The sequence below is a fragment of the Bacteroides pyogenes DSM 20611 = JCM 6294 genome, from assembly GCF_000428105.1.
Lineage (GTDB): Bacteria > Bacteroidota > Bacteroidia > Bacteroidales > Bacteroidaceae > Bacteroides > Bacteroides pyogenes.
Window position 1 is genome coordinate 67,900 of record NZ_ATZH01000012.1, and the last position, 24,405, is coordinate 92,304.

18 protein-coding genes and 1 tRNA gene are annotated in these 24,405 nt (G+C 48.2%); 7 read left to right on the forward strand and 12 right to left on the reverse strand.

Going from position 1 to position 24,405, the window contains the following annotated elements; genetic code table 11:
• Positions 1–14: 14 nt before the first annotated feature.
• From ftsA to C234_RS0103885, 3 genes are read left to right on the forward strand one after another with little or no spacing between them, the layout of a single operon-like run.
• Entirely contained in the window at positions 15–1,487 is a 1,473-nt protein-coding gene (gene ftsA, locus C234_RS0103875; RefSeq protein WP_027324702.1) for a cell division protein FtsA, read from the forward strand.
• A 28-nt stretch (positions 1,488–1,515) separates the two neighbouring features.
• Entirely contained in the window at positions 1,516–2,826 is a 1,311-nt protein-coding gene (gene ftsZ, locus C234_RS0103880) for a cell division protein FtsZ (protein ID WP_027324703.1), read from the forward strand.
• A gap of 16 nt (positions 2,827–2,842) precedes the next feature.
• Positions 2,843–3,292 carry a GatB/YqeY domain-containing protein gene (locus C234_RS0103885; protein ID WP_027324704.1) on the forward strand — a complete coding sequence of 150 codons (450 nt, stop codon included), beginning with the start codon at positions 2,843–2,845 and terminating at the stop codon, positions 3,290–3,292.
• A 441-nt stretch (positions 3,293–3,733) separates the two neighbouring features.
• Here the strand turns inward: C234_RS0103885 and recO are convergent, their stop codons facing one another.
• Positions 3,734–4,462 (reverse strand): DNA repair protein RecO, encoded by a 729-nt coding sequence (gene recO / locus C234_RS0103890; protein ID WP_027324705.1) that lies wholly within the window; start codon positions 4,460–4,462, stop codon positions 3,734–3,736.
• 622 nt (positions 4,463–5,084) lie between these two features.
• On the opposite strand from recO, the gene C234_RS0103905 reads away from it, so the two are divergent.
• The 3 genes from C234_RS0103905 to gyrB all read left to right on the forward strand — a co-directional run bounded on the left by C234_RS0103905 (position 5,085) and on the right by gyrB (position 7,695).
• Positions 5,085–5,156, forward strand: a tRNA-Glu gene (locus C234_RS0103905).
• A 43-nt stretch (positions 5,157–5,199) separates the two neighbouring features.
• Positions 5,200–5,454, forward strand: coding sequence for a 30S ribosomal protein S20 (rpsT, locus tag C234_RS0103910; protein ID WP_027324707.1), 255 nt, complete (start codon positions 5,200–5,202; stop codon positions 5,452–5,454).
• A gap of 282 nt (positions 5,455–5,736) precedes the next feature.
• The gene (gene gyrB, locus C234_RS0103920) at positions 5,737–7,695 is read left to right on the forward strand and encodes a DNA topoisomerase (ATP-hydrolyzing) subunit B (RefSeq protein ID WP_027324708.1); all 1,959 of its coding nucleotides are present in this window, start codon (positions 5,737–5,739) and stop codon (positions 7,693–7,695) included.
• 234 nt (positions 7,696–7,929) lie between these two features.
• Here the strand turns inward: gyrB and C234_RS0103925 are convergent, their stop codons facing one another.
• The gene (locus tag C234_RS0103925; protein ID WP_027324709.1) at positions 7,930–8,511 is read right to left on the reverse strand and encodes a DUF3109 family protein; all 582 of its coding nucleotides are present in this window, start codon (positions 8,509–8,511) and stop codon (positions 7,930–7,932) included.
• Positions 8,512–8,881: 370 nt separating this feature from the next.
• On the opposite strand from C234_RS0103925, the gene C234_RS0103935 reads away from it, so the two are divergent.
• Complete coding sequence (locus tag C234_RS0103935; RefSeq protein WP_027324710.1) at positions 8,882–9,382, forward strand: NADase-type glycan-binding domain-containing protein; 501 nt, start codon at positions 8,882–8,884, stop codon at positions 9,380–9,382.
• 76 nt (positions 9,383–9,458) lie between these two features.
• Here the strand turns inward: C234_RS0103935 and gpmI are convergent, their stop codons facing one another.
• From gpmI to infB, 10 genes are all read right to left on the reverse strand, one after another.
• Positions 9,459–10,976, reverse strand: coding sequence for a 2,3-bisphosphoglycerate-independent phosphoglycerate mutase (gpmI, locus tag C234_RS0103940; protein ID WP_027324711.1), 1,518 nt, complete (start codon positions 10,974–10,976; stop codon positions 9,459–9,461).
• Between the two features lie 382 nt (positions 10,977–11,358).
• On the reverse strand, positions 11,359–11,961 hold the full coding sequence (locus tag C234_RS0103945; protein WP_027324712.1) for a ribonuclease HII: 603 nt from the start codon (positions 11,959–11,961) through the stop codon (positions 11,359–11,361).
• A 53-nt stretch (positions 11,962–12,014) separates the two neighbouring features.
• Positions 12,015–14,219, reverse strand: a complete 2,205-nt coding sequence (locus tag C234_RS0103950) for a sodium-translocating pyrophosphatase (RefSeq protein WP_027324713.1) — start codon at positions 14,217–14,219, stop codon at positions 12,015–12,017.
• A 934-nt stretch (positions 14,220–15,153) separates the two neighbouring features.
• On the reverse strand, positions 15,154–16,371 hold the full coding sequence (locus tag C234_RS0103960) for an aminotransferase class V-fold PLP-dependent enzyme (protein WP_027324714.1): 1,218 nt from the start codon (positions 16,369–16,371) through the stop codon (positions 15,154–15,156).
• Positions 16,372–16,419: 48 nt separating this feature from the next.
• Positions 16,420–17,763, reverse strand: a complete 1,344-nt coding sequence (gene sufD, locus C234_RS0103965; protein WP_027324715.1) for a Fe-S cluster assembly protein SufD — start codon at positions 17,761–17,763, stop codon at positions 16,420–16,422.
• Between the two features lie 2 nt (positions 17,764–17,765).
• On the reverse strand, positions 17,766–18,518 hold the full coding sequence (sufC, locus tag C234_RS0103970; RefSeq protein WP_027324716.1) for a Fe-S cluster assembly ATPase SufC: 753 nt from the start codon (positions 18,516–18,518) through the stop codon (positions 17,766–17,768).
• Between the two features lie 38 nt (positions 18,519–18,556).
• A complete protein-coding gene (locus C234_RS0103975) occupies positions 18,557–19,285 on the reverse strand; it encodes a hypothetical protein (protein WP_027324717.1) in 729 nt (242 codons plus the stop codon).
• Between the two features lie 19 nt (positions 19,286–19,304).
• Complete coding sequence (gene sufB / locus C234_RS0103980) at positions 19,305–20,759, reverse strand: Fe-S cluster assembly protein SufB (RefSeq protein ID WP_027324718.1); 1,455 nt, start codon at positions 20,757–20,759, stop codon at positions 19,305–19,307.
• Entirely contained in the window at positions 20,737–21,267 is a 531-nt protein-coding gene (locus C234_RS0103985) for a CvpA family protein (RefSeq protein ID WP_027324719.1), read from the reverse strand. The genes sufB and C234_RS0103985 overlap by 23 nt, the downstream gene beginning before the upstream one ends.
• 168 nt (positions 21,268–21,435) lie before the next feature.
• On the reverse strand, positions 21,436–24,402 hold the full coding sequence (infB, locus tag C234_RS0103990) for a translation initiation factor IF-2 (RefSeq protein WP_027324720.1): 2,967 nt from the start codon (positions 24,400–24,402) through the stop codon (positions 21,436–21,438).
• Positions 24,403–24,405 lie beyond the last annotated feature (3 nt).

The following is a 24,405-nucleotide window of genomic DNA, read 5'->3' on the forward strand; positions in this document are numbered from 1 at the left end:
AAATAAATATAGACATGGCAACAACAGAATTTATCGCCGCCATTGAGCTGGGTTCATCGAAAATAGCCGGTGTGGCCGGAAAAAAGAACAGCGACGGAAGCATGCAAGTGCTGGCTTATGCTCAGGAAGATTCTTCAACTTTTATCCGCAAAGGCATCATATTCAACTTAGATAAGACGGCTCAGAGTCTTACTTCCATCATCAACAGGCTGGAAAGCGAATTAAAGAACTCGATTGCCAAAGTGTATGTAGGCATTGGAGGACAGTCTATCCGCACCGTTCGCAATGTGGTAAGCCGCGATTTGGAAGAAGAAACGGTCATTTCAGAAAAGATTGTAAGCAATATAGGTGATGAGAATATTTCGGTTCCCTTGGTAGATATGGAGGTGCTGGAAGTGGCTCCGCAAGAATATAAAATAGGGAATAATCTTCAAGCCAATCCTGTCGGCGTAGTGGGAAGCCATATCGAAGGGCGTTTCCTCAATATTGTTGCCCGCGCTTCTTTGCGAAAGAATTTAGAACATTGCTTCCGGCAGGCGAAGATAGAAATCGCCGAACAGCTCGTATCACCTCTGGTTACCGCCAACGCGGTGTTGACCGAAAGCGAACGCCGTTCGGGCTGCGCCCTTGTCGATTTCGGAGCGGATACCACTACGATCTCCGTGTACAAGAACAACATTCTCCGTTTTCTCACCGTATTGCCTTTGGGAGGAAACAGTATTACGAGGGACATCACAACCTTACAGATAGAGGAAGAGGAAGCCGAACGGTTGAAAAAAACTTACGGGGACGCCCTATACGAAGAAGAGGAAGAGAATGAAGAGCAGCCGGCTGTTTGCAAGCTGGAAGACGAAAGCCGGACAATCACGGTGAGCCAACTGAACGAAATCATCGGGGCGCGGGCTGAAGAAATCATCTCGAATGTCTGGAATCAAATCCAGCTTTCCGGCTACGAAGACAAGCTGTTGGCAGGACTTGTTATCACAGGAGGCGCCACAAATCTGAAGAATCTTGACGAAATGCTGCGCAAGCGTAGCAAGATAGATAAGATACGCGTAGCCAAACTTCCACGCAACACGGTTCATGCGTATGGCGAAATCTTGAAAAAGGACGGTTCGCAAAACACCTTGTTCGGTCTTCTGTTCGAAGGAAACCAAAACTGCTGCCTTATGGAAACCGTACAGCCCGAAGCGGTCAGCGCAAACACTCACCCCGGCCTGAGAACCGATGGACAAGCCGGCAAAGAACAAACCGGCGACATGTTTGAAGACGATCTGGAACTGCAAGAGCAAGCCAGACAAGCCAAATTGAAGCGCGAACAAGAAGAGAAAGCTGCTAAAGCTGCTGCTAAAGAAGAGGAGAGAAAGCGCAAAGAGAGAGAGAGAGCGGAGAAAGAAGCCAGAAAAAAAGCGGCAGGGCCAAGCTGGATTCAGCGCAAAATAGACGCCATCACCAAAGACTTCTTTGAAGATGATAAAATGAACTAAATGTGATAAAACAATAACAAATTAAGATATGGACGAGATAGTACAATTCGATTTCCCGACCGATTCACCTAAAATCATCAAAGTAATCGGTGTAGGTGGAGGTGGAGGTAATGCCGTAAACCACATGTACCGGGAAGGCATACACGACGTAACGTTCGTTCTCTGCAATACCGACAATCAGGCATTGGCGGAATCGCCCGTTCCGGTGAAACTACAACTGGGACGCAACATAACGCAAGGATTAGGAGCGGGCAACCGCCCCGAACGTGCACGAGAGGCTGCCGAAGAAAGCATCGAAGATATCAGGACACTACTGAACGACGGTACTAAAATGGTATTCATCACTGCCGGTATGGGAGGCGGGACCGGTACGGGAGCGGCTCCTGTCATCGCGCGTGTAGCCAAAGAAATGGATATTCTCACCGTAGGCATCGTAACCATACCCTTTATCTTCGAGGGCGAAAAGAAAATCATTCAGGCTTTGGACGGAGTGGAACGCATCGCCCAGCACGTCGACGCCTTGTTGGTAATCAACAACGAGCGTCTACGCGAAATCTATGCCGACCTTACCTTTATGAACGCGTTCGGCAAGGCGGATGACACACTTTCTATCGCCGCCAAAAGCATTGCCGAAATCATTACCATGCGGGGTACGGTGAATCTCGACTTCGCCGATGTGAAAACGATTCTCAAAGACGGTGGCGTAGCCATCATGAGCACCGGATTCGGAGAAGGCGAAAACCGGGTGACGAAAGCCATCGACGATGCCTTGCATTCGCCGCTGCTGAACAATAACGACATCTTCAACGCGAAGAAAGTGATGCTCAACGTATCGTTCTGTCCGTCGTCGGAATTGATGATGGAGGAAATGAACGAGATACACGAATTCATGAGCAAATTCCGAGAGGGCGTGGAAGTGATATGGGGTGTGGCCATGGACAATGCGCTGGAGACGAAAGTAAAGATTACCGTATTGGCTACCGGCTTCGGCGTAGAAGACGTGCCCGGTATGGACAGCCTGCACGAAGCGCGCAGTCAGGAAGAAGAGGAACGGCAAATGCAACTCGAAGAGGAGAAGGAGAAGAATAAAGAGCGCATCCGCAGAGCCTACGGTGAAAGCGCCGGCGGTATCGGAAGCAGAAACATCCGCAAGCGCCGCCACGTTTATCTGTTCAACAGCGAGGATATGGACAATGAAGACATCATCGCCATGGTGGAAGATTCACCCGCTTATCTGCGCGACAAAACGACGCTCACCAAAATAAAGACGAAAGCGGCCATCGAAGAAGAAGCGGCTGCCGAAGATACCATGGATAGCGATGGAATCATAACTTTCTAACAAAACCGATACAAATATGGACTTATTCGACCGGGTCAGCGAAGACATTAAAAACGCAATGAAAGCTAAGGACAAAGTAGCTTTGGAAACTTTGAGAAATGTAAAGAAGTTCTTCATCGAAGCGAAAACCGCTCCGGGAGCAAACGACTCGTTGACAGACGATGCTGCCTTGAAGATTATCCAGAAACTGGTTAAGCAAGGAAAAGATGCCGCCGAAATCTACAGAGGGCAGGCTCGCCAGGATCTGGCAGACGCCGAATTGGCGCAAGTGGCTGTTATGGAAGCCTATCTGCCCAAACAGCTTTCGGCAGAAGAGCTGGAAGCAGCACTGAAAGAAATCATTGCCGAAACCGGCGCCACCGGCGGCAAAGATATGGGTAAAGTGATGGGAGTGGCTTCGAAGAAGCTTGCAGGCATAGCCGAAGGCCGTGCCATATCCGCCAAAGTAAAAGAACTGTTGGGGTAATCGAGACCCCTTATCTATAAAGCCGCTTCAGCGAATGCACCTGACGCTGAAGCGGCTTTTATGTTTCTTTCATCTCACAAGCCTGTTTATTCTTATGGCTTTCAGCTAAAGTCTCAATTTCTTATCATATTGCAATCCCGCAGGTTTCTTATCTGATTCCACATATGTTTTTTCTCATCGTGGTATACATATATACTCAGCATGGTAGGCATATATAGTCATCATGGGTAACCATATATAGCTTGATATAGCTTGCAACTAAGTTGTAGAACTAAACAAGGCTCTTGCAGCAATATTATAAAAGATGAAGCGAGCTCATCACCTTGTCAGAAGAAAGCGCATGGTACTTTTTACTTCATGCAGCCAAACCATAATTTGCGTGTAAGGAGAGAGCTGCGACCAAGCGGGAAAGCACCGCCCGTCAAATATCCGCCGGGCGGTTCAATCGAACAGCTCTTTAAGCACCTCCAGCGATTTCAATACGGGAAAATCAGGCAGATGCAACCTATAATAGTCATTGATGATAGTCAGACAGCGGGTTCTTTCAACGCGGTTCATGGCAAAAAGGTGCATCGTGTCATAATTCATACGCATCAGCCGCAACAGGCGTGCCGACTCTTCGGGAGATATGTACGACGCATGCAAACGGGGGCGGGAGGATGTGAAACAAGCATTCAGCAGGTCGAAATAATCGCCCGGATGATAGTTTTCCAGATTCGGATAAAGCCCCAAAAAGCGCGAAAGGCGCATAAGGAACACCAGATGGAAGTTGGCAAAGCCTTGCCTGCACTCATCCAGCCAAACCACCGAATGCTGCAAGTAGGCGAACAACGGTTTATTCTCCGCCTCCTCACGCACCGCTCTATAAAGGAATTCGGCAAGAAAGAGCGCGATGGAGGATTTATACGGATCGTAAGGAAGCGACGAAAAAGGATAGAAAGACTTGGCTTCTTTCATCCGATACAAGGTAGTGTTGGGACGATAGTCGGCCTCGAATTCGATAAGAGACAAAGGCTGGAACAACACCGCCTTCACCGCAGATTTCCGCGAACGCGGAACAGGCACAAGGAAGGAGGTCCTGCCCGACAACTCCGTGTACATGTCTACAATAACGGAATTATCGTTGTACTTCAACGTATGGAGCACTATACCTTTTGACTTTTGGAGCATATCGTTCGTTTCAGGTTTCAACAACAAATGTACATAAAAATCTCGATCCGAAAGAGAATTAAAAGAAACATGCTTGTTTAAAAACCCGACAGTCCTTGTCGAACACAGCAGACGCACTTTCGAATCCACACATTTTAAAGGTTCAAAATCCCAGACAGTCCCTGTCAAATATAGCTGCCGGTTATCTTAATGTTGCGAACGCCCTATTTATCCCCTTACAGTTTCTGTCAACCCCCTTGAAAGGGTGCGGATTCACCAAAACCATGTTCTTTTAAGACTGCTTATGGCGTTTGAAATGAAGATTTCTGCCAAGAATCACAGAAACACCAATGTTGTTGTAAGACTGCCGATGGCATGCAAAATGAAGAAAGCGCAGCGAAGTATTGCGAAAGAAAAACATGTCGCTTTATGGCAAGCAACGGAATAAAATGGCAAGGGGGGGGGGATATATCTATCTGAATATCAGATATAAAATAAAACACGAAAAAGAAAAACAAAAGAAATGCACAAAAAATATTCGAGAAACATTTGTCAGTTTCAAAAAAGTTCCTACCTTTGCATCCGCAATCGAGAAACAAACACAGATTCAAGAGCGCAAAACTGCAGAAATGCAAAACAGGATGGCCCGTTCGTCTATCGGTTAGGACGCAAGATTTTCATTCTTGAAAGGGGGGTTCGATTCCCCCACGGGCTACAATTTAAAAGAATAAAAAAACTAAAAAAATAGATTAGTCGAGATGGCAAATCACAAATCATCACTGAAAAGAATCAGACAGGAGAAGACAAGAAGACTTCACAACAGATATTATGGCAAGACCATGAGAAATGCTGTTAGAAAACTTCGCGCAACTACAGATAAGGATGAAGCAGTTGCAATGTTTCCGGGCGTTACTAAGATGCTGGACAAGTTGGCTAAGAGAAATATCATTCATAAGAACAAAGCCAACAACTTGAAGTCTAAGCTGGCTGTCCATATCAACAAGCTTGCTTAAGAATCCAAGAAACAAGAATTAAAATAATTCTACATACTATCAGGTCGGACTTTCAGTTCGACCTTTCTTGCATATACCATATACAGGAAGTAATCTTCCGGCGGATTAAGATTTTCACGAACATGAACCGCCAAGAAAGCAACCGACCGGAACAAAACCGGATTCGTCTCGAAAACATATCGACCGCCGGCATTCCCCATTCTTTATTTTTCACTTTTTATTCTTTACCGACTGAATATTTTTCACTATATTTGCTCTGTTATTAAAGTTAGAAAGACAATTATGAGCGAAGAACAAATCACTCCCAATAACGGAGCTTATTCGGCGGATAGTATCCAAGTATTGGAAGGTCTTGAAGCAGTAAGAAAACGTCCGGCGATGTACATCGGAGATATCAGCGTAAAGGGACTTCACCACTTGGTATACGAAATCGTAGACAACTCCATCGACGAAGCGCTGGCCGGATATTGCGACCACATCGAAGTAACCATCAACGAAGATAATTCAATCACCGTACAGGACAACGGGCGCGGAATCCCGGTAGACTATCACGAAAAAGAGAAAAAGTCGGCATTGGAAGTAGCAATGACCGTGCTGCACGCCGGAGGAAAGTTCGACAAAGGATCATACAAGGTATCCGGAGGTCTTCACGGCGTAGGTATGTCTTGCGTAAACGCCCTTTCCACACACATGATCACTCAGGTATTCCGCGACGGAAAGATCTATCAGCAGGAATATGAAATAGGCAAGCCGCTTTATGCCGTAAAGGAAGTCGGCACAACCACCGAAACAGGTACGCGCCAACAATTCTGGCCCGACACGACAATCTTCACCGAGACGGTGTACGACTACAAAATACTTGCTTCCCGCCTGCGCGAACTGGCTTATCTGAATGCCGGCATCCGCATCTCTTTAACCGACCGTCGCGTGGTAAACGAAGACGGAAGTTTCAAAAGCGAGAACTTCTATTCAGAAGAGGGACTGAGAGAGTTCGTTCGTTTTATCGAGTCTTCGCGCGAACATTTAATTAATGACGTGATTTATCTGAACACCGAGAAACAAGGCGTTCCCATCGAAATAGCAATCATGTACAACACGGGATTCTCCGAAAACGTACACTCGTATGTCAACAACATCAACACCATTGAAGGTGGAACACACTTATCCGGATTCCGCCGCGCGCTGACCCGTACACTGAAGAAATATGCGGAAGACAGTAAGATGCTTGAAAAAGTGAAAGTGGAGATTGCCGGAGACGACTTCCGTGAAGGACTGACAGCCGTTATTTCGGTAAAGGTGGCGGAACCTCAGTTCGAAGGACAAACCAAAACAAAGCTGGGAAACAGCGAAGTGATGGGAGCTGTAGATCAGGCGGTAGGCGAAGTTCTTTCCTATTATCTGGAAGAACACCCGAAAGAAGCAAAAACGATTGTAGACAAAGTGATTCTGGCTGCTACGGCACGTCATGCGGCACGTAAGGCACGTGAAATGGTACAGCGCAAATCGCCGATGTCGGGAGGCGGACTCCCCGGTAAGCTCGCCGACTGTTCGGACAAAGATCCGCAAAAATGTGAGCTGTTCCTCGTTGAGGGAGACTCCGCCGGAGGTACTGCCAAACAAGGGCGCAACCGAATGTTTCAAGCCATCCTTCCGCTGCGCGGTAAGATTCTGAATGTGGAAAAAGCAATGTATCACAAAGCTTTGGAGAGCGAAGAGATACGTAATATATACACCGCGTTGGGTGTCACCATCGGAACGGAGGAAGACAGCAAAGAGGCGAATATCGAAAAACTTCGTTATCACAAAATTATCATCATGACCGATGCCGATGTCGATGGTTCGCACATCGACACGCTGATCATGACATTCTTCTTCCGATATATGCCGCAGATTATCCAAAACGGATATTTATATATCGCCACTCCCCCGCTCTATCTTTGTAAAAAAGGCAAGACGGAAGAGTATTGCTGGACGGATGCGCAACGTCAGAAATTCATCGACACTTACGGAGGCGGCTCTGAAAACGCTATCCATACGCAGCGTTACAAAGGTTTGGGTGAGATGAACGCCCAACAGTTATGGGAAACGACCATGGACCCGGAAAACCGTATGTTGAAACAAGTAAGCATCGACAATGCGGCGGAAGCCGATTATGTATTCTCCATGTTGATGGGCGAAGATGTTGGGCCACGCCGTGAGTTTATCGAAGAAAATGCAACGTATGCAAATATCGACGCATAATTTTAATCACACGTTTTTATAAACCAACCTCGCATCTTACAGCGAAGAAGCGCCGACTCGAAAGTTTCTCTTTCGCAGCCGGCGCTCTCTTTTTCATTCCACAGAGGTGATTTATGCGTAATCCCCACTAATATTCCGCTGAACTCAGAAATAGACAGTGGCTTTAAATTTTTCCCAGAAGCAGAGTTTAATAGACCGCTACATTTTGATTCCCGAATAAAACAAAATTTGAGATTAAAGATAGTTTTGCCTTTTTAATTCCTCAACAGCCTGTTCGAGTTCCTTGTACCATGCCTCGCCAAACTTACGGATCAACGGTTCTTTTAAAAACTTATAGACAGGCAGATTCTCTTTCTTTCCCAGCAGCACAGCTGCCTTGCACACATCCCAACGATGATAGTTCACTGCCTTATACGGACCGTAATCTCCGATGCGGATAGGGTAAAGATGGCATGACACAGGTTTATAAAAGTCGGTCTTACCTTCTCTGAAAGCCTTCTCAATGGTGCAATAGCAGCACCCTTTCTCATCGTAGGCAGTAAATACGCAATCTTTACGATTTACGATAGAAGTCACCAAATCGCCTTCTTCATCGGTATACACCACACCTTGTTTCTCAATCACGGCACGGGATTCCGGCGCAAGCTCATCCCACACGATGGGCAGCACTTCCTCCAACTTCTGCACTTCATCGAGTTCTACGGGTGCGCCGGCGTCGCCTTCAATGCAACACTGCCCCTTGCAGACTTCTAAGTTGCAAAGAAACTTCTCGCGCAACACATCCAAGCTGACCACTACATCATCTATCTGAATCATAAACTCCTCAATCTTTTTTAGAGGCGCAAATTTACAAAGATTTCAGCAAATACTTGTCTTTAAAGGGATATTTCCATGCAGGCGAAACTGATCATGAAAAAGAAAACCTTCATATTGCTGTTATTATCGGGAACATTGTCTGCCAAGCGCAAGCCTGGAAAACATTGAAATCGGTATTAGGAAAAAAGCATCGAATTAAACAGCAAGGAAGAAGCCTTGTTTAACGAGAAGCTAAAAACGAACGAGCAAGTAAAGGGGAAAAAAGAATTATTTGGAGATATCGAGAGCCATTGCAGTTTTTATAGGATGAGTAAGCGGGCAAAAATCCGGCAAAGGGAAACATATCCGGAATCCATTGCAGTTTTATAGGATGAGCAAGCGGGCAAAATCCGGCAATGGGAAACATCTTGGAGTCGGTTGCGTTTTTTATTGCGCCTGCGAACGAGGTAAAATAGCCGCCTCATTAGAGTTGAAGCCTCATCACGGCATTCCGTATGCTGCCAAGAATGCACACGATTTGAGCTACAAAACCGCTTGGGTGGAAGGCGTTCAGGGAGATGGCATCGGCGAAAACCTGATTGACTGCTTTCCTCCCACCAATCCGCGTATCATCAAAGTTATCGTGATAAAAGGATACAGCAAATCCGACGAGACATGGCGAAACAACTCGCGAGTAAAACAACGAACACGCCATTATCATCAGCGAAAGCAACCACTGGTATGGCAAAAGAACTCGCGGGTGAAACTGCTGAAAATGTATGTCGACTACAAACCGTATGCCTTGCTTCACTTGGCGGCCAGAAAAGCAACAGGATTGAACCTGACGAAGATAATACATAAAACAATGCGACACTTTACGGTTCTTTCCTAGACGTAAAGTGTCGCACATGTATTTATCTGCTTATCGGTCGCGCGTTATCGGACCGACGACATACCACTGCGGACGATTAGCCGATGAGTACCTTACCGCTCATTTCAGCAGGAACGGGCAGCCCCATAATCTTCAGGATAGTAGGAGCCACATCAGCCAGACGACCATTGGCCACCTTAGCTCCCTTGTTCGCTTCAGTCACATAAATACACGGAACCGGATTCAGAGAGTGAGCTGTGTTCGGAGTTCCGTCTTCATTCAGCGCATGGTCGGCATTACCATGGTCGGCAATGATGATAGCCTCATAGTCCTGAGCCTTCGCCGCTTCGATCACATCTTTCACGCAGGCATCCACAGCAATCACAGCTTTCTCGATGGCTTCGTACACACCCGTATGCCCCACCATATCGCCATTGGCAAAGTTCACCACAATGAAGTCGTATTTATTTTCCTTGATGGCAGCCACCAATTTATCTTTCACCTCGTAGGCGCTCATCTCAGGCTTCAAGTCATAAGTAGCCACTTTCGGAGAAGGAACGAGAATACGGTCTTCTCCTTCGTACGGAGTTTCCCGGCCGCCGTTGAAGAAGAACGTCACGTGAGCGTATTTCTCCGTTTCGGCAATGTGAAGCTGTTTCAATCCTTTGGAAGAGAGATATTCTCCCAACGTGTTGTCCACATTTTCTTTGTCGAACAGCACATGCACGCCCTTGAAAGAAGCGTCGTACGGAGTCATGCAGTAATACTGCAAGCCCGGAACAACGCGCATGCCTGCTTCGGGCATGTCCTGTTGCGTAAGCACCACGGTCAGCTCTTTCGCACGGTCGTTACGATAGTTGAAGAAAATCACAACGTCGCCTTCCTTAATGGTTCCGTCGAAGCCTGCATTCACTATCGGTTTGATGAACTCGTCAGTCACGCCTTCGTCGTAAGACTCTTGCATAGCCTGTGCCATATCCATCGCTTTCTTTCCTATGCCGTTCACCAGCAAGTCGTAAGCCTCTTTCACTCGCTCCCAACGCTTGTCGCGGTCCATCGCGTAGTAGCGGCCGATGATAGAAGCAATCTTGCCTGCCGACTTGTCGCAGTGCGCCGACAGCTCCTCGATAAATCCCTTTCCGCTCTTCGGGTCTGTATCGCGACCGTCCATAAAGCAGTGAATAAATGTATTGTCAATGCCATATTCCTTCGCAATATCGCAAAGCTTGAACAGATGATCCAGCGAACTGTGCACCCCGCCGTCGGAAGTCAACCCCATGAAGTGAACACTCTTTCCTTTTTCTTTCGCATAAGAGAAAGCGGATACGATACCCGGATTCTTCAAAATGCTGTTATCCGCACAAGCACGATTGATTTTCACCAAATCCTGATAAACCACGCGTCCGGCACCGATATTCAAGTGTCCTACCTCCGAGTTTCCCATCTGTCCGTCGGGCAAACCAACGTTCTCGCCGCTTGCCTGAAGTTGCGAGTTAGGATAAGTCTTCATCAGATAGTCCCAATAAGGGGTGGGAGTGTTGGAGATTACATCATCCTTCTTCCCGTCGCCTAATCCCCATCCGTCGAGGATCATTAATAGAGCTTTTTTACTCATAGCTATTTAAATGTTTGATTTATACTCTTGATTTTCCGACTGCAAAGGTACAAAAAGTTGAGAACGTAATAGGTTAACCCATGTTAAGAAACAGAGCATTACCGATATAAGTCTTTCGGTTGACGAATGGCTGTAGGTTCTTAAAAAGAGCAGGCTTTGAATAGTGGATAATTCGCACTAATCGGAAATCAAACTTCAACAGCACGTTCTTTCAATACAAAACCCAAGATAGGCGGAACATTGGGGAATCGGAAATCAAGCTTCAACTGCACGCTCTTTCAATGCAGAACCAAAGATAAGCGGAGCATTTGGGAATCGGAAATCAAGCCTCAACTGCACGTGCTTTCAATGCAGAACCCAAGATAAGCGGAGTATTTGCGGATTAGAAATCAAGCCTCAACTGTCCGTCGCCCAACAGATTGAAAGTCATTCTGTGATAGGGAGTCGCTCCTCGCTCGGCAATGGCGGCACGATGCTTGGAAGTAGGATAGCCTTTGTTGTGATTCCAGTCGTAAAACGGATATTCTTCGTGAAGGCGGTTCATGTAATCGTCACGATACGTTTTCGCCAGCACGGAAGCGGCGGCGATGGAAAGAAACTTCCCATCGCCTTTCACCACCGTGGTATGCGGAATATCAGGATATTTATCGAACCGATTTCCGTCGACGAGCAGATGTTCCGGACGAACCGAAAGCGCGTCGACAGCACGGTGCATAGCCAGAAAAGAGGCGTGCAGAATATTGATTTTATCAATCTCTTCGGGAGTCACTACTCCCACTGCCCAAGCGACTGCCTCGCGCTGTATCACCTCACGCAACGCATACCGCTGCTTTTCGGTCAACTGCTTCGAATCGTTTAACAATTCGTTCCGGAAATCCTTCGGAAGTATGACTGCGGCGGCATACACCGCTCCTGCCAGACATCCCCTTCCCGCTTCATCGCAACCGGCCTCTATCAAGTTCTCATTTAAATAGGATAATAACATGCCTCATTCGTTTTCAACCGGGTGCAAAGATATGAAAATAAAATCACGAATGCTTAGAACAAACTCCAAGCAACGGTTAGTCCTGCCATTACGATAGCTACCATGCTCATCAGCTTGATAAGGATGTTCAGACTGGGGCCGGAAGTATCTTTAAACGGGTCGCCTACGGTATCGCCCACTACATTGGCTTTGTGCACCTCGCTCCCCTTACCTCCGAAGTTCCCTTCTTCCACGTATTTCTTCGCATTGTCCCACGCACCGCCTGCGTTGGCCATGAAGATAGCCAGCACGAAACCGCTGCTCAGTCCGCCGATAAGCAATCCCAACACACCGGGAACACCGAAGATCAGTCCTGTCAGAATGGGAGCGATAATCGCGATAAGCGAAGGAACTATCATTTCACGCTGCGCTCCCTTGGTGGAAATTGCCACGCAACGCTCGTAGTCGGGCTCCGTTTCGCCGGTCAGGATTCCTTTTATCTCGCGGAACTGCCGCCGCACTTCATCCACCATGTGTCCTGCCGCACGTCCTACGGCATTCATGGTCAGCCCGCAGAAGAGGAACGCCATCATCGAACCGAGGAACATTCCTGCCAACACTTTCGGATTCATCAGGTTCACTTCATAGTAATTCATAAAGTCGATGAACGTAGCTTTCGCTACGGGAATGGTTTCTCCGCCGGGGAACGTAAGGTCGACGCTACCGAGGCGGTTGAGTCCGATACGTATCTCTTCGACGTAAGAAGCCAACAATGCCAGTCCCGTAAGCGCAGCCGAGCCGATGGCAAAGCCTTTGCCTGTGGCTGCCGTCGTGTTTCCAAGCGAATCGAGCGCATCGGTACGTTTGCGCACCTCCTCGCCCAACCCGGACATTTCGGCATTTCCACCCGCATTGTCGGCTATCGGGCCGTAAGCGTCGGTAGCCAGCGTAATGCCCAACGTAGAAAGCATGCCCACAGCGGCAATGCCGATTCCGTAAAGTCCCATTCCCACATTGGCAAAGTCGCCTCCCGAAGCCAGCAGATAAGAAGCGATGATACCGGCCACGACAGCTATCACAGGAATGGCCGTAGAGAGCATCCCCAGACCGACACCGGAGATGATTACGGTAGCCGGACCGGTCTTGCCGCTTTCACTCAGTTTCTTCGTGGGAGTATACGACTGGGAGGTATAGTATTCCGTAGACCGTCCGATGATGATGCCCACCAAAAGGCCGACCACTACCGAGCAGGAGATCCATACCCAATTGTCGAGCCGGAGCAACCAAAGAATCAGGAAAGTGGCGACTACAATCAGCGCCGAACTCAAATTCGTACCCCACGCCAACGAACCCAACAAGTCTTTCATCGTGGCGTTCTCTTTGGTGCGCACGGAGAAGATTCCGATGATGGAAAGCAAGATTCCCACCGCAGCAATCAGCATCGGGGCAATCACCGCCTTAAATTGCATCACCGTGTCTTCGGAGTGGATGAAGGCGGCAGCCCCCAACGCGGCGGTTGCCAATATAGAACCGCAATACGACTCGTACAGATCGGCGCCCATGCCTGCCACATCGCCCACATTGTCGCCCACATTATCGGCAATCGTTGCCGGATTGCGCGGATCGTCTTCCGGAATGCCGGCCTCCACCTTTCCCACCAAGTCGGCGCCCACATCGGCGGCCTTCGTATAGATACCTCCGCCCACACGGGCAAAGAGCGCTTGCGTGGAAGCTCCCATGCCGAACGTCAACATCGTGGTGGTAATCACACACAGCTTATGGGTGGGCGAGAGCGCATCGGAGGGAATCACCGCGTTGAGCAGCAGATACCAAAAAGAAATATCGAGTAGTCCCAGACCGACTACGACCAATCCCATCACCGCCCCGCTGCGAAAAGCGATTCTCAGTCCGGCATTCAGCGAGTTGCGGGCTGCGTTGGCAGTGCGCCCCGAAGCGTACGTTGCCGTCTTCATTCCCAGAAAGCCCGAAAGCCCGGAGAAGAATCCGCCCGTGAGGAATGCCACGGGAACCCATGCGTTCTGCACATGGAAGCCGTAAGCCATAATCGAAAACAGTATGACCAATCCCAAGAAAACATAAGCCACAATCTTATATTGCTGCTTCAGATAAGACATCGCCCCTTTGCGCACCGCCACTGCAATCTTCACCATTTGAGGAGTACCCTCGCTCTCTTTCATCATCTGCTTATGGAAATAATACGCAAAGCAAAGCGCCAGTACGGATGCAACCGGAACAATCCAAAAAAGAAAACTGTCCATAAAATTAAAATTAATTAGGTTTAACGAAGCATAAAAGTAAACAAGCGGGATGAAAAAAGCAAGGAAAAAGAGGGATAAAATGAATATTACACACAAAAAAAGCAAAAACGGGAGCAAAAAGAACAAAAAACGGGGTTTATTTCCAATCATTTCGGATGAGACAGATTTAATCACAATCGAAGAATACAAAAAGACTCCCGATTTGTTTCCAATCCTTTCGGGTGAGAATTCGGTAGAATGCAGACCATTGCTTATGTTGCGAAAGTTTATTTCCAATCATTTCGAACGAGGCTTAGCCAGTTTCTTCGTCTCACGGTCGATATACAAGGTTCGTTTCCCATCATCCCGAATGAGGAAAAGAAACAGAGATTGAAACAGTGAGTACGCATGAAAGTTCGCTTTCCGTCATCCCGAATGAAACCCTTCCGGAAAGCCTGAATTCTTATCGCTTTTTCGCCCTGAACGTCATGAAGAATATCCCCGCAACAATACATATATAGTCACCGTGGTAGCCATATATAGTCATCCTACATGACCATATATATCTACCGCGGTAGGCATATATAGCCACCGAGGTGAGTATATATGTTCACCGAATCGGGCATACATACCCACCGTAAGCAGAAAATATACCCGCCCGAGCGGACATCTTCAGTTCACAGATTTTCCACAAAAGAACTTTGCTCTATCCGGTTCAGAAAGGGGTATTCACAGTCCGGCTGCCGAAATGATTGCAATGGAGCGAAAGGCTCTCCTGTGTCCAAAGTCCGATCCTGTTAAACGCCTTTCTGAGGCAAACACGAAATTTTCTTTAGAGAAGAAGCAAAAAACAAGTCCGGCCGCACATCCTTGCACAGCCGGACTGACATTCACGTATTTCTTTCAGAATGAAATCTCTCATTGGCATAAGCGCAGAGCAAAGCCAAGACTAACATTATCCAAACATGCGGCTTACCCGTTCGATTCCGGCTACAAGCGCATCTACTTCTTCTTTGGTGTTATACAGTCCGAACGAAGCCCTGACTGTTCCTTCTATGCCCAACCGCTGCATCAGTGGCTGTGCACAGTGATGCCCGGTGCGGACGGCAATCCCGAGGCGGTCGAGCAATGTCCCCAAGTCGAAGTGATGAATATCCCCCACCAGAAAAGAAATCACCGCACCGCGATCGGCTGCTTCGCCGAAAATACGCATGCCGGGAATCTCTTTCAGCCGGCGCAAGGCATACCGGGTGAGTTCGTGCTCATAAACCGCCACCTGTTGCATGCCGATGGCGGAGACGTAATCGAGCGCTTTGGCAAGACCTGTCGTACCGATATAGTCGGGCGTACCTGCTTCGAACTTGAAAGGCAGCTCGTTGAACGTGGTTTTCTCGAAAGAGACATGCTGAATCATCTCTCCTCCTCCCTGATAGGGCGGCAGGCGGTCGAGCCACTCTTCTTTGCCGTAAAGCACTCCGACACCCGTCGGCGCATAAACCTTATGACCGGAGAACACCAGAAAATCGGCATCCAGCTCCTGCACATCCACCGCCGTGTGAGGGATGGACTGCGCGGCATCTACGAGGAAAGGCACTCCGTGCGCATGGGCGGTGGCAATCATCTCTTTGATGGGATTCACCGTTCCCAGCACATTCGATACATGAACAACGCTGACAAGCTTCGTCCGCTCGGTGAAAAGCTTTTCATACTCGTCGAGCAGCAGCTCGCCCCGATCGTTCATCGGAATCACCTTGAGGGCAATCCCCCTGCGGGCAGCGAGCAATTGCCAGGGAACGATGTTGCTGTGATGCTCCATCACCGAAACAATCACTTCGTCGCCCTCGCGCATACACTCATCGCCAAAGCTCGAAGCAAGCAGGTTGATGCTCTCGGTGGTTCCGCGCGTGAAAATCACCTCGTTGGTGCTGCGCGCGTTGATAAACCTCCGCACCGTCTCGCGCGAGGCTTCGTGAAGCTCGGTGGCCTGCTGCGAGAGGTAGTGCACTCCACGATGCACGTTCGCATTGACGGAGTAGTATTCGTCCACTATCGAATCCACCACCACACGAGGTTTCTGTGTGGTAGCGCCGTTATCCAGATAGACCAGCGGCTTGCCGTATATTTCCCGGCTCAGTATCGGAAAGTCTTCACGTATTTTTTGTATATCGTACATCCTGATTATGCTTTGGAAGGGAACCTTAAGATTCGAATTAGACAGATATTACTTACAGATAGCGCATCCCTGACATTTGTTCAATTCGCCGCGGAAACGTTTCTCCACCAGCAGGTGCAAGCGTTCTTTGAGAGGATCGAGACGAATCTTATCAATTACCTCATTGACAAATGCGAACATCAGCAACAGACGCGCTTCTTTCTCGGCAATGCCACGGGCACGCATATAAAACAGGGCATTCTCGTCGAGTTGCCCCACGGTAGCTCCATGCGAACACTTCACATCGTCGGCGTAAATCTCCAACTGAGGCTGCGTGTACATACGGGCTTCGCGCGTGACGCAAAGATTGCGGTTCGTCTGTTGCGAAGCGGTATGCTGTGCTCCGGGACGTACCAGCACCAATCCGGCAAAAGCCCCGACCGACTGTTCGTCGAGCACATATTTGAAAAGTTCATTACTGGTGCAGTTGGGCACTGCATGGTCGATGGTCGTATGATTATCCACATACTGGTTCTTATCCGTAATCGCCATGCCGCAAAGGTTGATTTCGGCTCCTTCGCCCGCCAATACCACTTCGGTCGTATTTCGGGTAGTTCCGTTATGCAACGTCATACCATTCAACAACACACTGCTGTTTGCTTCTTGCCTGACATACAGGTTGCTAATACGCACCGTGCTTGTATGCGTTTCCTCAAGTTCATACATGTCGAATACCGTATTCTCACCGGCAAACACTTCAATCACTTGAGTAGCCAGAAAATTTACATTGTCCATGGCATGGTCGCAGATCAGGAGACGTGCCTGCGCCCCTTCCTCAAGGACAACCAGCACCCGGCGGTTGACCATAAAATCGACATCGCCGCGAAGAATGTTCACCAACTGGATGGGCTTCTCCACCACCACGTTCTTGGGAACGTAAAAGAAGACTCCGTCTTGTGCAAAGGCGGTGTTGAAAGCGGTTATTCCGTCTTTCGCAGTATCAGCCAGCTGCCCGTAGTATTTCTTCACCAGTTCGGGATACTGCTGCGCCGCTTCTCTCAGGCTGCCGAAAATCACTCCCTCAGGCAAATGATGCTTGGGCAACGATTTACCGTAAAACGCGTCGTTCACCACGAAATACAAAGCCGTACTCATATTGGGCACATCGCACTTAAACACTTCGTAGGGGTTTACCGGGATATCCAACCGGTTGAGATTCAAGCCGAAGTCGGGCTCAAAGCATTTGCTTACATCCGTATATTTATATTTCTCCACTTTACGAGCAGGGAATCCGATCCGTTCGAAATCGGCGAAAGCGGCAGCCCTCGGCGCATTCAGCACATCGGCGCTATGCTTGCATATCATGGCTTCGGTATGTGTGAAGAGATCGATATATTGTTGTTCTGCGTTCATCATCATTCTCCTAACTCTTTCTTAATCCAGTCGTACCCCTTTTCTTCAAGTTCCAAAGCCAGCTCCGGACCGGCGGTCTTCACGATGCGCCCTTTATAAAGCACATGAACGATATCGGGCTTGATATAGTCGAGCAAGCGTTGGTAGTGAGTTATCACAATGGTGCTTGTTTCGGGAGTCTTCAGTTTGTTCACGCCTTCGGCTACAATACGGAGCGCGTCGATATCCAAACCGGAATCGGTCTCGTCGAGAATGCTCAGGCGCGGCTCGAGCATCGCCATCTGGAATATCTCGTTCCGTTTCTTTTCCCCGCCCGAAAAACCCTCGTTCACCGAACGGTTGGCCAGTTTGTTGTCCAACTCCACCACGGCGCGCTTCTCACGCATCAGTTTCAGGAACTCGCTGGCGGAGAGTGCCGGCAGACCTTTATACTTTCGCTGTTCGTTCACAGCGGTACGCATAAAGTTCACCATGCTCACCCCCGGTATCTCCACCGGATACTGAAAGCTAAGAAAGATACCTTCGTGGCTACGGTCTTCGGGCGACAGTTCCAGTAAATCCTTACCGTAAAAGCTTACCGATCCCTTCGTCACTTCGAAAGTGGGGTTGCCTACCAGCACCGAAGAAAGCGTACTTTTTCCCGATCCGTTCGGTCCCATGATGGCATGCACTTCGCCCGGTTTCACCGTAAGGGTAATTCCCTTTAATATTTCTTTGCCGTTAATGCCGGCATGCAAATCTTTTATTTCTAACATAGTCTATTTATCTAATTTTATCTGTTTCTTATTCAAAACTATCTGCCGAAAATCCAGTCGAAAATCGTATCTCCATCCCCTTGTGTCAAAGTAAAAGGAAAGTCTATCTTCAGCCCGAAGTTCAAACCGTGCCGAAATCCCTTGGCACGTATATAGTCGGTACGAACAGGGGCGAAAGACCGATCTTCCACAGTATGGTTTGCACCTAATCCCATACGGAACTGATATTCGACAGTAAGCATGAGACACGATAGCAAAGGTATCTCCAACCCTATGCCCGGCATCAGAGAAAGACGAGGCGACTTCAGATCATAATGCTCCCGACGTGTCAGCTCGCTCTTCTCGGTAATCATATTATAATGGAAATGTTCGATCACTCCGCTTTCTGTCCGGGAGGCGAAATTCCATGCTGCGGAAAGTCCACCGTATGCCTGCACCCAGAAGTGTTCGGGAAATATATAGTAGCGTCCGCCAAGCTCCAGTTGTGTAAGATTCTTCTGCACAGAGGAAGTCAGATTAATCTCCTCACTCAGATAACCCGCCTTGAGCGAAAACCGGCTTTCGGGCAGATAGTACTCGACCCCCAACGCTGCGGTAAATCCGGTTGACGACTTGTGATGCGACGGATGCTGTGAAAGCACAGATATTGCCGGGCCAATCGTTCCCTGAAAACTCCATCTGCGTTCACTCTCCGTATAGCGTTGCGCGCGAATCAATCCGAAAGAAAGCAGCAACACCAACAACCAACCTATCCGTTGTCCGTTCATTTCTCTTCTTCGATTTTGTTTATCCTACACTACCCTCCAGCGAGATGCTGAGCAATTTTTGCGCTTCCACCGCAAACTCCATAGGCAGTTTGTTCAATACCTCTTTCGCATATCCGTTTACAATCAGGCCGATGGCATCTTCGGTCGAAATGCCGCGCTGGTTGCAGTAAAATACCTGATCTTCGCTAATTTTGCTGGTAGTAGCCTCGTGTTCCACCACAGCCGTTTCATTATGGATGTCCATATAAGGGAAAGTATGCGCTCCACACTTATCGCCCAGCAGCAACGAGTCGCACTGACTGTAGTTACGGGCATTGTCGGCTTTCTCCGACACACGCACCAAGCCTCGATACGAATTCTCGCTGTATCCGGCAGAGATACCTTTACTCACGATTGTGCTGCGGGTATTCTTCCCCAAGTGAATCATTTTGGTACCGGTATCCGCCTGCTGATAGTTGTTCGTCACCGCTACCGAGTAAAATTCCGCTGTCGAATTATCTCCGGTCAGAATGCAGGAAGGATACTTCCAAGTAATGGCGGATCCCGTTTCTACCTGTGTCCAAGAGAGTTTACTATCCACACCTTTGCAGTTGCCGCGCTTCGTCACGAAGTTGTATACGCCGCCTTTGCCTTCGGCATCCCCCGGATACCAGTTCTGAACCGTACTGTATTTCACTTCCGCACGGTCGTGCACCACAATCTCCACAATGGCGGCATGCAACTGGTTCTCATCGCGCATGGGAGCCGTGCATCCCTCCAGATAAGAAACATAAGAATCATCGTCCGCCACAATGAGCGTGCGTTCGAACTGCCCGGTGTTACGGGCATTGATGCGGAAGTAAGTGGAAAGTTCCATCGGACAGCGAACACCTTTAGGAATATAGACGAAGGACCCATCGGAAAACACGGCGGAATTCAATGCGGCAAAGAAATTGTCGCGGTAGCCGACTACCGATCCCATATATTTTCTGACAAGGTCGGGATGTTCGCGTACCGCTTCGCTGAATGAGCAGAATATGATTCCCTTCTCCATCAACGTCTCTTTGAAAGTGGTCTTTACAGATACAGAGTCCATAACTGCATCCACAGCCATCCCGCTCAACGCCATCTGCTCTTCCAGAGGAATACCTAACTTATTGAATGTCTTGATTAACTCAGGATCTACTTCATCCATGCTCTTCGGACCCTCTTTCTTCTTCGTGGGATCGGCATAGTACGAAATAGCCTGATAGTCTATCTCAGGAATATGGAGATGCGCCCATGTGGGAATTTCCAGCGTCAGCCAATGCCGGTACGCTTTCAAACGAAACTCGAGCAACCACTCGGGTTCGTTCTTCTTCGACGAAATGAGCCTGATCACGTCCTCATTCAGCCCTCGCTCGATGATTTCGGTATGCACATCGGTTGTAAAGCCGTACTTATACTTCTCATTCGTAAGTTCTTTTACATATTTATTGGGTTCTTCTTGTTGCATCTTTATGTTCTAATATATATTGTTCTGTCATATTTTTGGCGGCAGGGAAAAATATTTTTCCGAATCTTTCCATCGGATAGTATAACGCAGACTCTTTCTTTTTTGTTGCACCGATTAACTTATTATCACCATCGATATACTCGATTACAAAGATCATAAGGCTGACCAGAAGCATATATTTTATTGCTCCCAACCCGCTTCCCAGCCAACGGTTCAGCCATCCTAAGGAAACAGCCTCCAACGCTCTTGTCAGCAACGAAGCCACCAACGAGAAGAGCAGCGGTACAGCTATCCAGATAATGGCGAAAGCCAAAACCTGAGCCACCGTCATAGAATCTGTCAGTGCAGGACATAAGCGTTCCGCCAAAGCCTGATACAGCGCCCTTGCAGCCAATAATCCTACTATCAGCCCGAGAATGGAAGCCAATTGCCGGATGAATCCTTTCATCAGTCCGGTCACTACTCCTATACCTATAAAGAAAAGGATGATTATGTCGATCAAAGTCATAACTATTCTATTATATAGCCCTATAAAGGATATCGGGAAACAACGGATAAAAAAAGTGGTAAGGTGGTGTTCTGCAAACAGTACCACATTACCACCCTTTATCCTTACAGATAAGTATGTTGCCACAACAGCATCAAGCCATATAGCAGCAACTTATCTCTTTTCCCGTTACAAAGTCTGCTTCACTTCAATTTCCTCGAAGGTCTCGATAACGTCGCCTACTTTCATATCGTTGCAGTTTACCAGACTGATACCGCATTCGAAGTTCGTGCCGACTTCTTTCACATCGTCTTTAAAACGTTTCAACGCATTGATGTTCCCTGTGAAGATAACGATACCGTCGCGAATCAAACGAGCCTTGTCGCTGCGCTTTACCTTTCCGGTCTTCACCATCGCTCCGGCTACAATACCCACCTTGGTGATATTGAATACCTCGCGAACCTCTATCGTAGCAGTCACCTGTTCTTTCAACTCAGGCGCCAACATACCTTCCATAGCCGACTTCACTTCCTCGATGGCATCGTAGATTACCGAGTACTTACGGATGTCTACTCCATCCTGCTCTGCCATCTTGGCGGCTGCGGTGGAAGGACGCACTTGGAATCCTACGATAATCGCATCGGAAGCGGCAGCCAGAGAAACATCCGATTCGGAAATCTGACCCACTCCCTTGTGAATCACATTCACCTGAATCTGCTCTGTGGACAATTTGATCAACGAGTCGCTCAACGCCTCGACCGATCCATCCACGTCACCCTTCACGATGATGTTCAATTCCTGGAAGTTACCCAAAGCGATACGACGGCCAAGCTCATCGAGAGTCAGAATCTTCTGTGTACGCAATCCTTGCTCACGAGCCAGCTGCTCACGCTTATTCGTAATTTCACGGGCTTCCTGGTCGGTCTCTACTACATGGAACGTATCACCGGCTGCCGGCGCTCCGTTCAATCCGAGAATCAGTGCCGGAGCAGACGGTCCCGCTTCTTTCACACGTTGGTTGCGTTCGTTGAACATAGCCTTCACACGTCCGTAGCTTGTTCCCGCCAGAACGATATCGCCTACTTTCAGCGTACCGTTCGACACCAGAACTGTCGCTACATATCCGCGTCCCTTATCCAACGAAGACTCGATGATAGACCCCGTGGCGTTACGGTCAGGGTTCGCTTTCAACTCAAGCATTTCAGCTTCCAGCAATACCTTTTCCATCAGTTCGGCCACACCCAGACCTTGTTTGGCTGAAATGTCCTGCGACTGATATTTACCTCCCCATTCCTCCACAAGGAAGTTCATGTTCGCAAGCTCTTCTTTAATCTTATCGGGATTGGCGGTCGGCTTATCCACCTTATTGATAGCAAACACAATAGGTACACCGGCAGCCATTGCATGATTGATCGCTTCTTTGGTTTGCGGCATCACGCTGTCGTCTGCAGCCACAATGATAATAGCGATATCCGTCACCTTAGCTCCACGGGCACGCATGGCAGTAAACGCTTCGTGCCCCGGAGTATCGAGGAAGGTTATACGGCGCCCGTCTTCCAACTTCACATTGTAAGCTCCGATGTGCTGCGTGATACCTCCCGCTTCACCCGCAATTACATTTGCCTTGCGAATGTAGTCGAGCAATGAAGTTTTACCGTGGTCGACGTGTCCCATAACCGTAACGATAGGCGCGCGCGGTTGCAAGTCTTCCGGTGCGTCTTCTTCTTCAACAATGGCCTGTGCCACTTCGGCACTGATATATTCCGTCTTGAAACCGAACTCTTCGGCCACGATATTGATTGTTTCGGCATCCAGACGCTGGTTGATGGAAACCATGATTCCGATACTCATGCAAGTAGCGATAACCTGATTGACAGAGATATCCATCATAGTTGCCAATTCGTTGGCCGTTACAAACTCCGTCAGCTTCAGCACCTTGCTTTCCGCCATTTCCTGATCTTCCAATTCCTGCATACGGCTGGAAGCCATTTCACGTTTCTCTTTACGATATTTGGAAGCCTTGCTCTTTCCTTTAGTCGTAAGGCGCGCCAATGTTTCTTTCACTTGTTTTGCTACATCCTCTTCACTGACCTCCTGCTTGATAATCGGTTTCTTAAAGCGTTCTTTACCATGACTCTTCTTGCCACCGCCTTGTCCGTTAGTTTTTCCTTGTCTCGAACCTCCGAAATGAGAAGTAGCCACGTTGTCCACATCCACTTTTTCTTTATTGATGCGATTCCGTTTCTTCTTACTTCCCCCAGCCTCAGCATCCTTTCCGCCTTTCGACAATTTTGTGTCCTCCCGGCGAATCTCCTTGATGATGGCTTCTTTCATCTGTTTTTTCTGATCCTGACGGATTTTCTCTTTCTCTTCGCGTTCCTTACGCTTTTCTTCTTTCGATTTTTTCTTCGGTCGTGTGGACTGGTTCAACGCCGCCAAGTCTATTTGACCGATGACATTGATCTTTGCCCCCAGTTCCGGCTGACGGATCTTGAAGATTTCGTCATCCTTTGAATCCGATTCTTCGTCGGAAACAGCTTCACCCGAACCGGCAGCCTTCTTATCTTCCTTAGCCTCTTTTTCCTTTACAGGCAAGGTTTCTACTTTTGGTTCCTCTTTACTCATTTCTTTCACCACATTCTCTACTTCCGCCGGTTTGGTTTCCACCGCCTCTTGCAGTACCCTTTCATCTTTTACCGCGGATTCTGCAACTTCTTCTTTCTTCACCTCAGCCTTTGCACTCTGTTGCCCAACTTCCGGCTGTTCTTTCTTTTCCGGCTCTTTTTCTATCTTCCGACCTCCTAAATTGTCTAAATCAATCTTTCCGACAGGTTTAAACTTCGGACGAACATCTTCGGGAACCACAGTCTTGATCACATCGTCTGCTTTCGGTTTCTCCGGTTCTTTTGCAAAACCTTCAATCGATACCGAGGCTTTATTGCGATCTTTATTCTGACGTTCCTGAATGAAACGCTCCGATTCAAGTCTAAGATTCTTATCTGTGCTAAACTCTTTGACGAGTATAGCGTATTGCTCCTCACTAATTTTGGTATTAGGATTAGCCTCTACGGAATACCCTTTCTTCTGCAGGAACTCAACTACCGTTGAAATTCCCACATTTAAATCCCTTGTTACTTTGTTTAACCTTATCGTCATATC

Coding starts and splice junctions, on each gene's coding strand:
- ftsZ (WP_027324703.1), top strand. CDS start 1,516: ATGGACGAGATAGTACAATTCGATTTCCCGACCGATTCACCTAAAATC.
- gpmI (WP_027324711.1), bottom strand. CDS start 10,976: ATGAGTAAAAAAGCTCTATTAATGATCCTCGACGGATGGGGATTAGGC.
- C234_RS0103885 (WP_027324704.1), top strand. CDS start 2,843: ATGGACTTATTCGACCGGGTCAGCGAAGACATTAAAAACGCAATGAAA.
- sufC (WP_027324716.1), bottom strand. CDS start 18,518: ATGTTAGAAATAAAAGATTTGCATGCCGGCATTAACGGCAAAGAAATA.
- gyrB (WP_027324708.1), top strand. CDS start 5,737: ATGAGCGAAGAACAAATCACTCCCAATAACGGAGCTTATTCGGCGGAT.
- sufB (WP_027324718.1), bottom strand. CDS start 20,759: ATGCAACAAGAAGAACCCAATAAATATGTAAAAGAACTTACGAATGAG.
- C234_RS0103960 (WP_027324714.1), bottom strand. CDS start 16,371: ATGTACGATATACAAAAAATACGTGAAGACTTTCCGATACTGAGCCGG.
- sufD (WP_027324715.1), bottom strand. CDS start 17,763: ATGAACGCAGAACAACAATATATCGATCTCTTCACACATACCGAAGCC.
- C234_RS0103985 (WP_027324719.1), bottom strand. CDS start 21,267: ATGACTTTGATCGACATAATCATCCTTTTCTTTATAGGTATAGGAGTA.
- ftsA (WP_027324702.1), top strand. CDS start 15: ATGGCAACAACAGAATTTATCGCCGCCATTGAGCTGGGTTCATCGAAA.
- recO (WP_027324705.1), bottom strand. CDS start 4,462: ATGCTCCAAAAGTCAAAAGGTATAGTGCTCCATACGTTGAAGTACAAC.
- C234_RS0103945 (WP_027324712.1), bottom strand. CDS start 11,961: ATGTTATTATCCTATTTAAATGAGAACTTGATAGAGGCCGGTTGCGAT.
- infB (WP_027324720.1), bottom strand. CDS start 24,402: ATGACGATAAGGTTAAACAAAGTAACAAGGGATTTAAATGTGGGAATT.
- C234_RS0103975 (WP_027324717.1), bottom strand. CDS start 19,285: ATGAACGGACAACGGATAGGTTGGTTGTTGGTGTTGCTGCTTTCTTTC.
- C234_RS0103950 (WP_027324713.1), bottom strand. CDS start 14,219: ATGGACAGTTTTCTTTTTTGGATTGTTCCGGTTGCATCCGTACTGGCG.
- rpsT (WP_027324707.1), top strand. CDS start 5,200: ATGGCAAATCACAAATCATCACTGAAAAGAATCAGACAGGAGAAGACA.
- C234_RS0103935 (WP_027324710.1), top strand. CDS start 8,882: ATGAGCAAGCGGGCAAAATCCGGCAATGGGAAACATCTTGGAGTCGGT.
- C234_RS0103925 (WP_027324709.1), bottom strand. CDS start 8,511: ATGATTCAGATAGATGATGTAGTGGTCAGCTTGGATGTGTTGCGCGAG.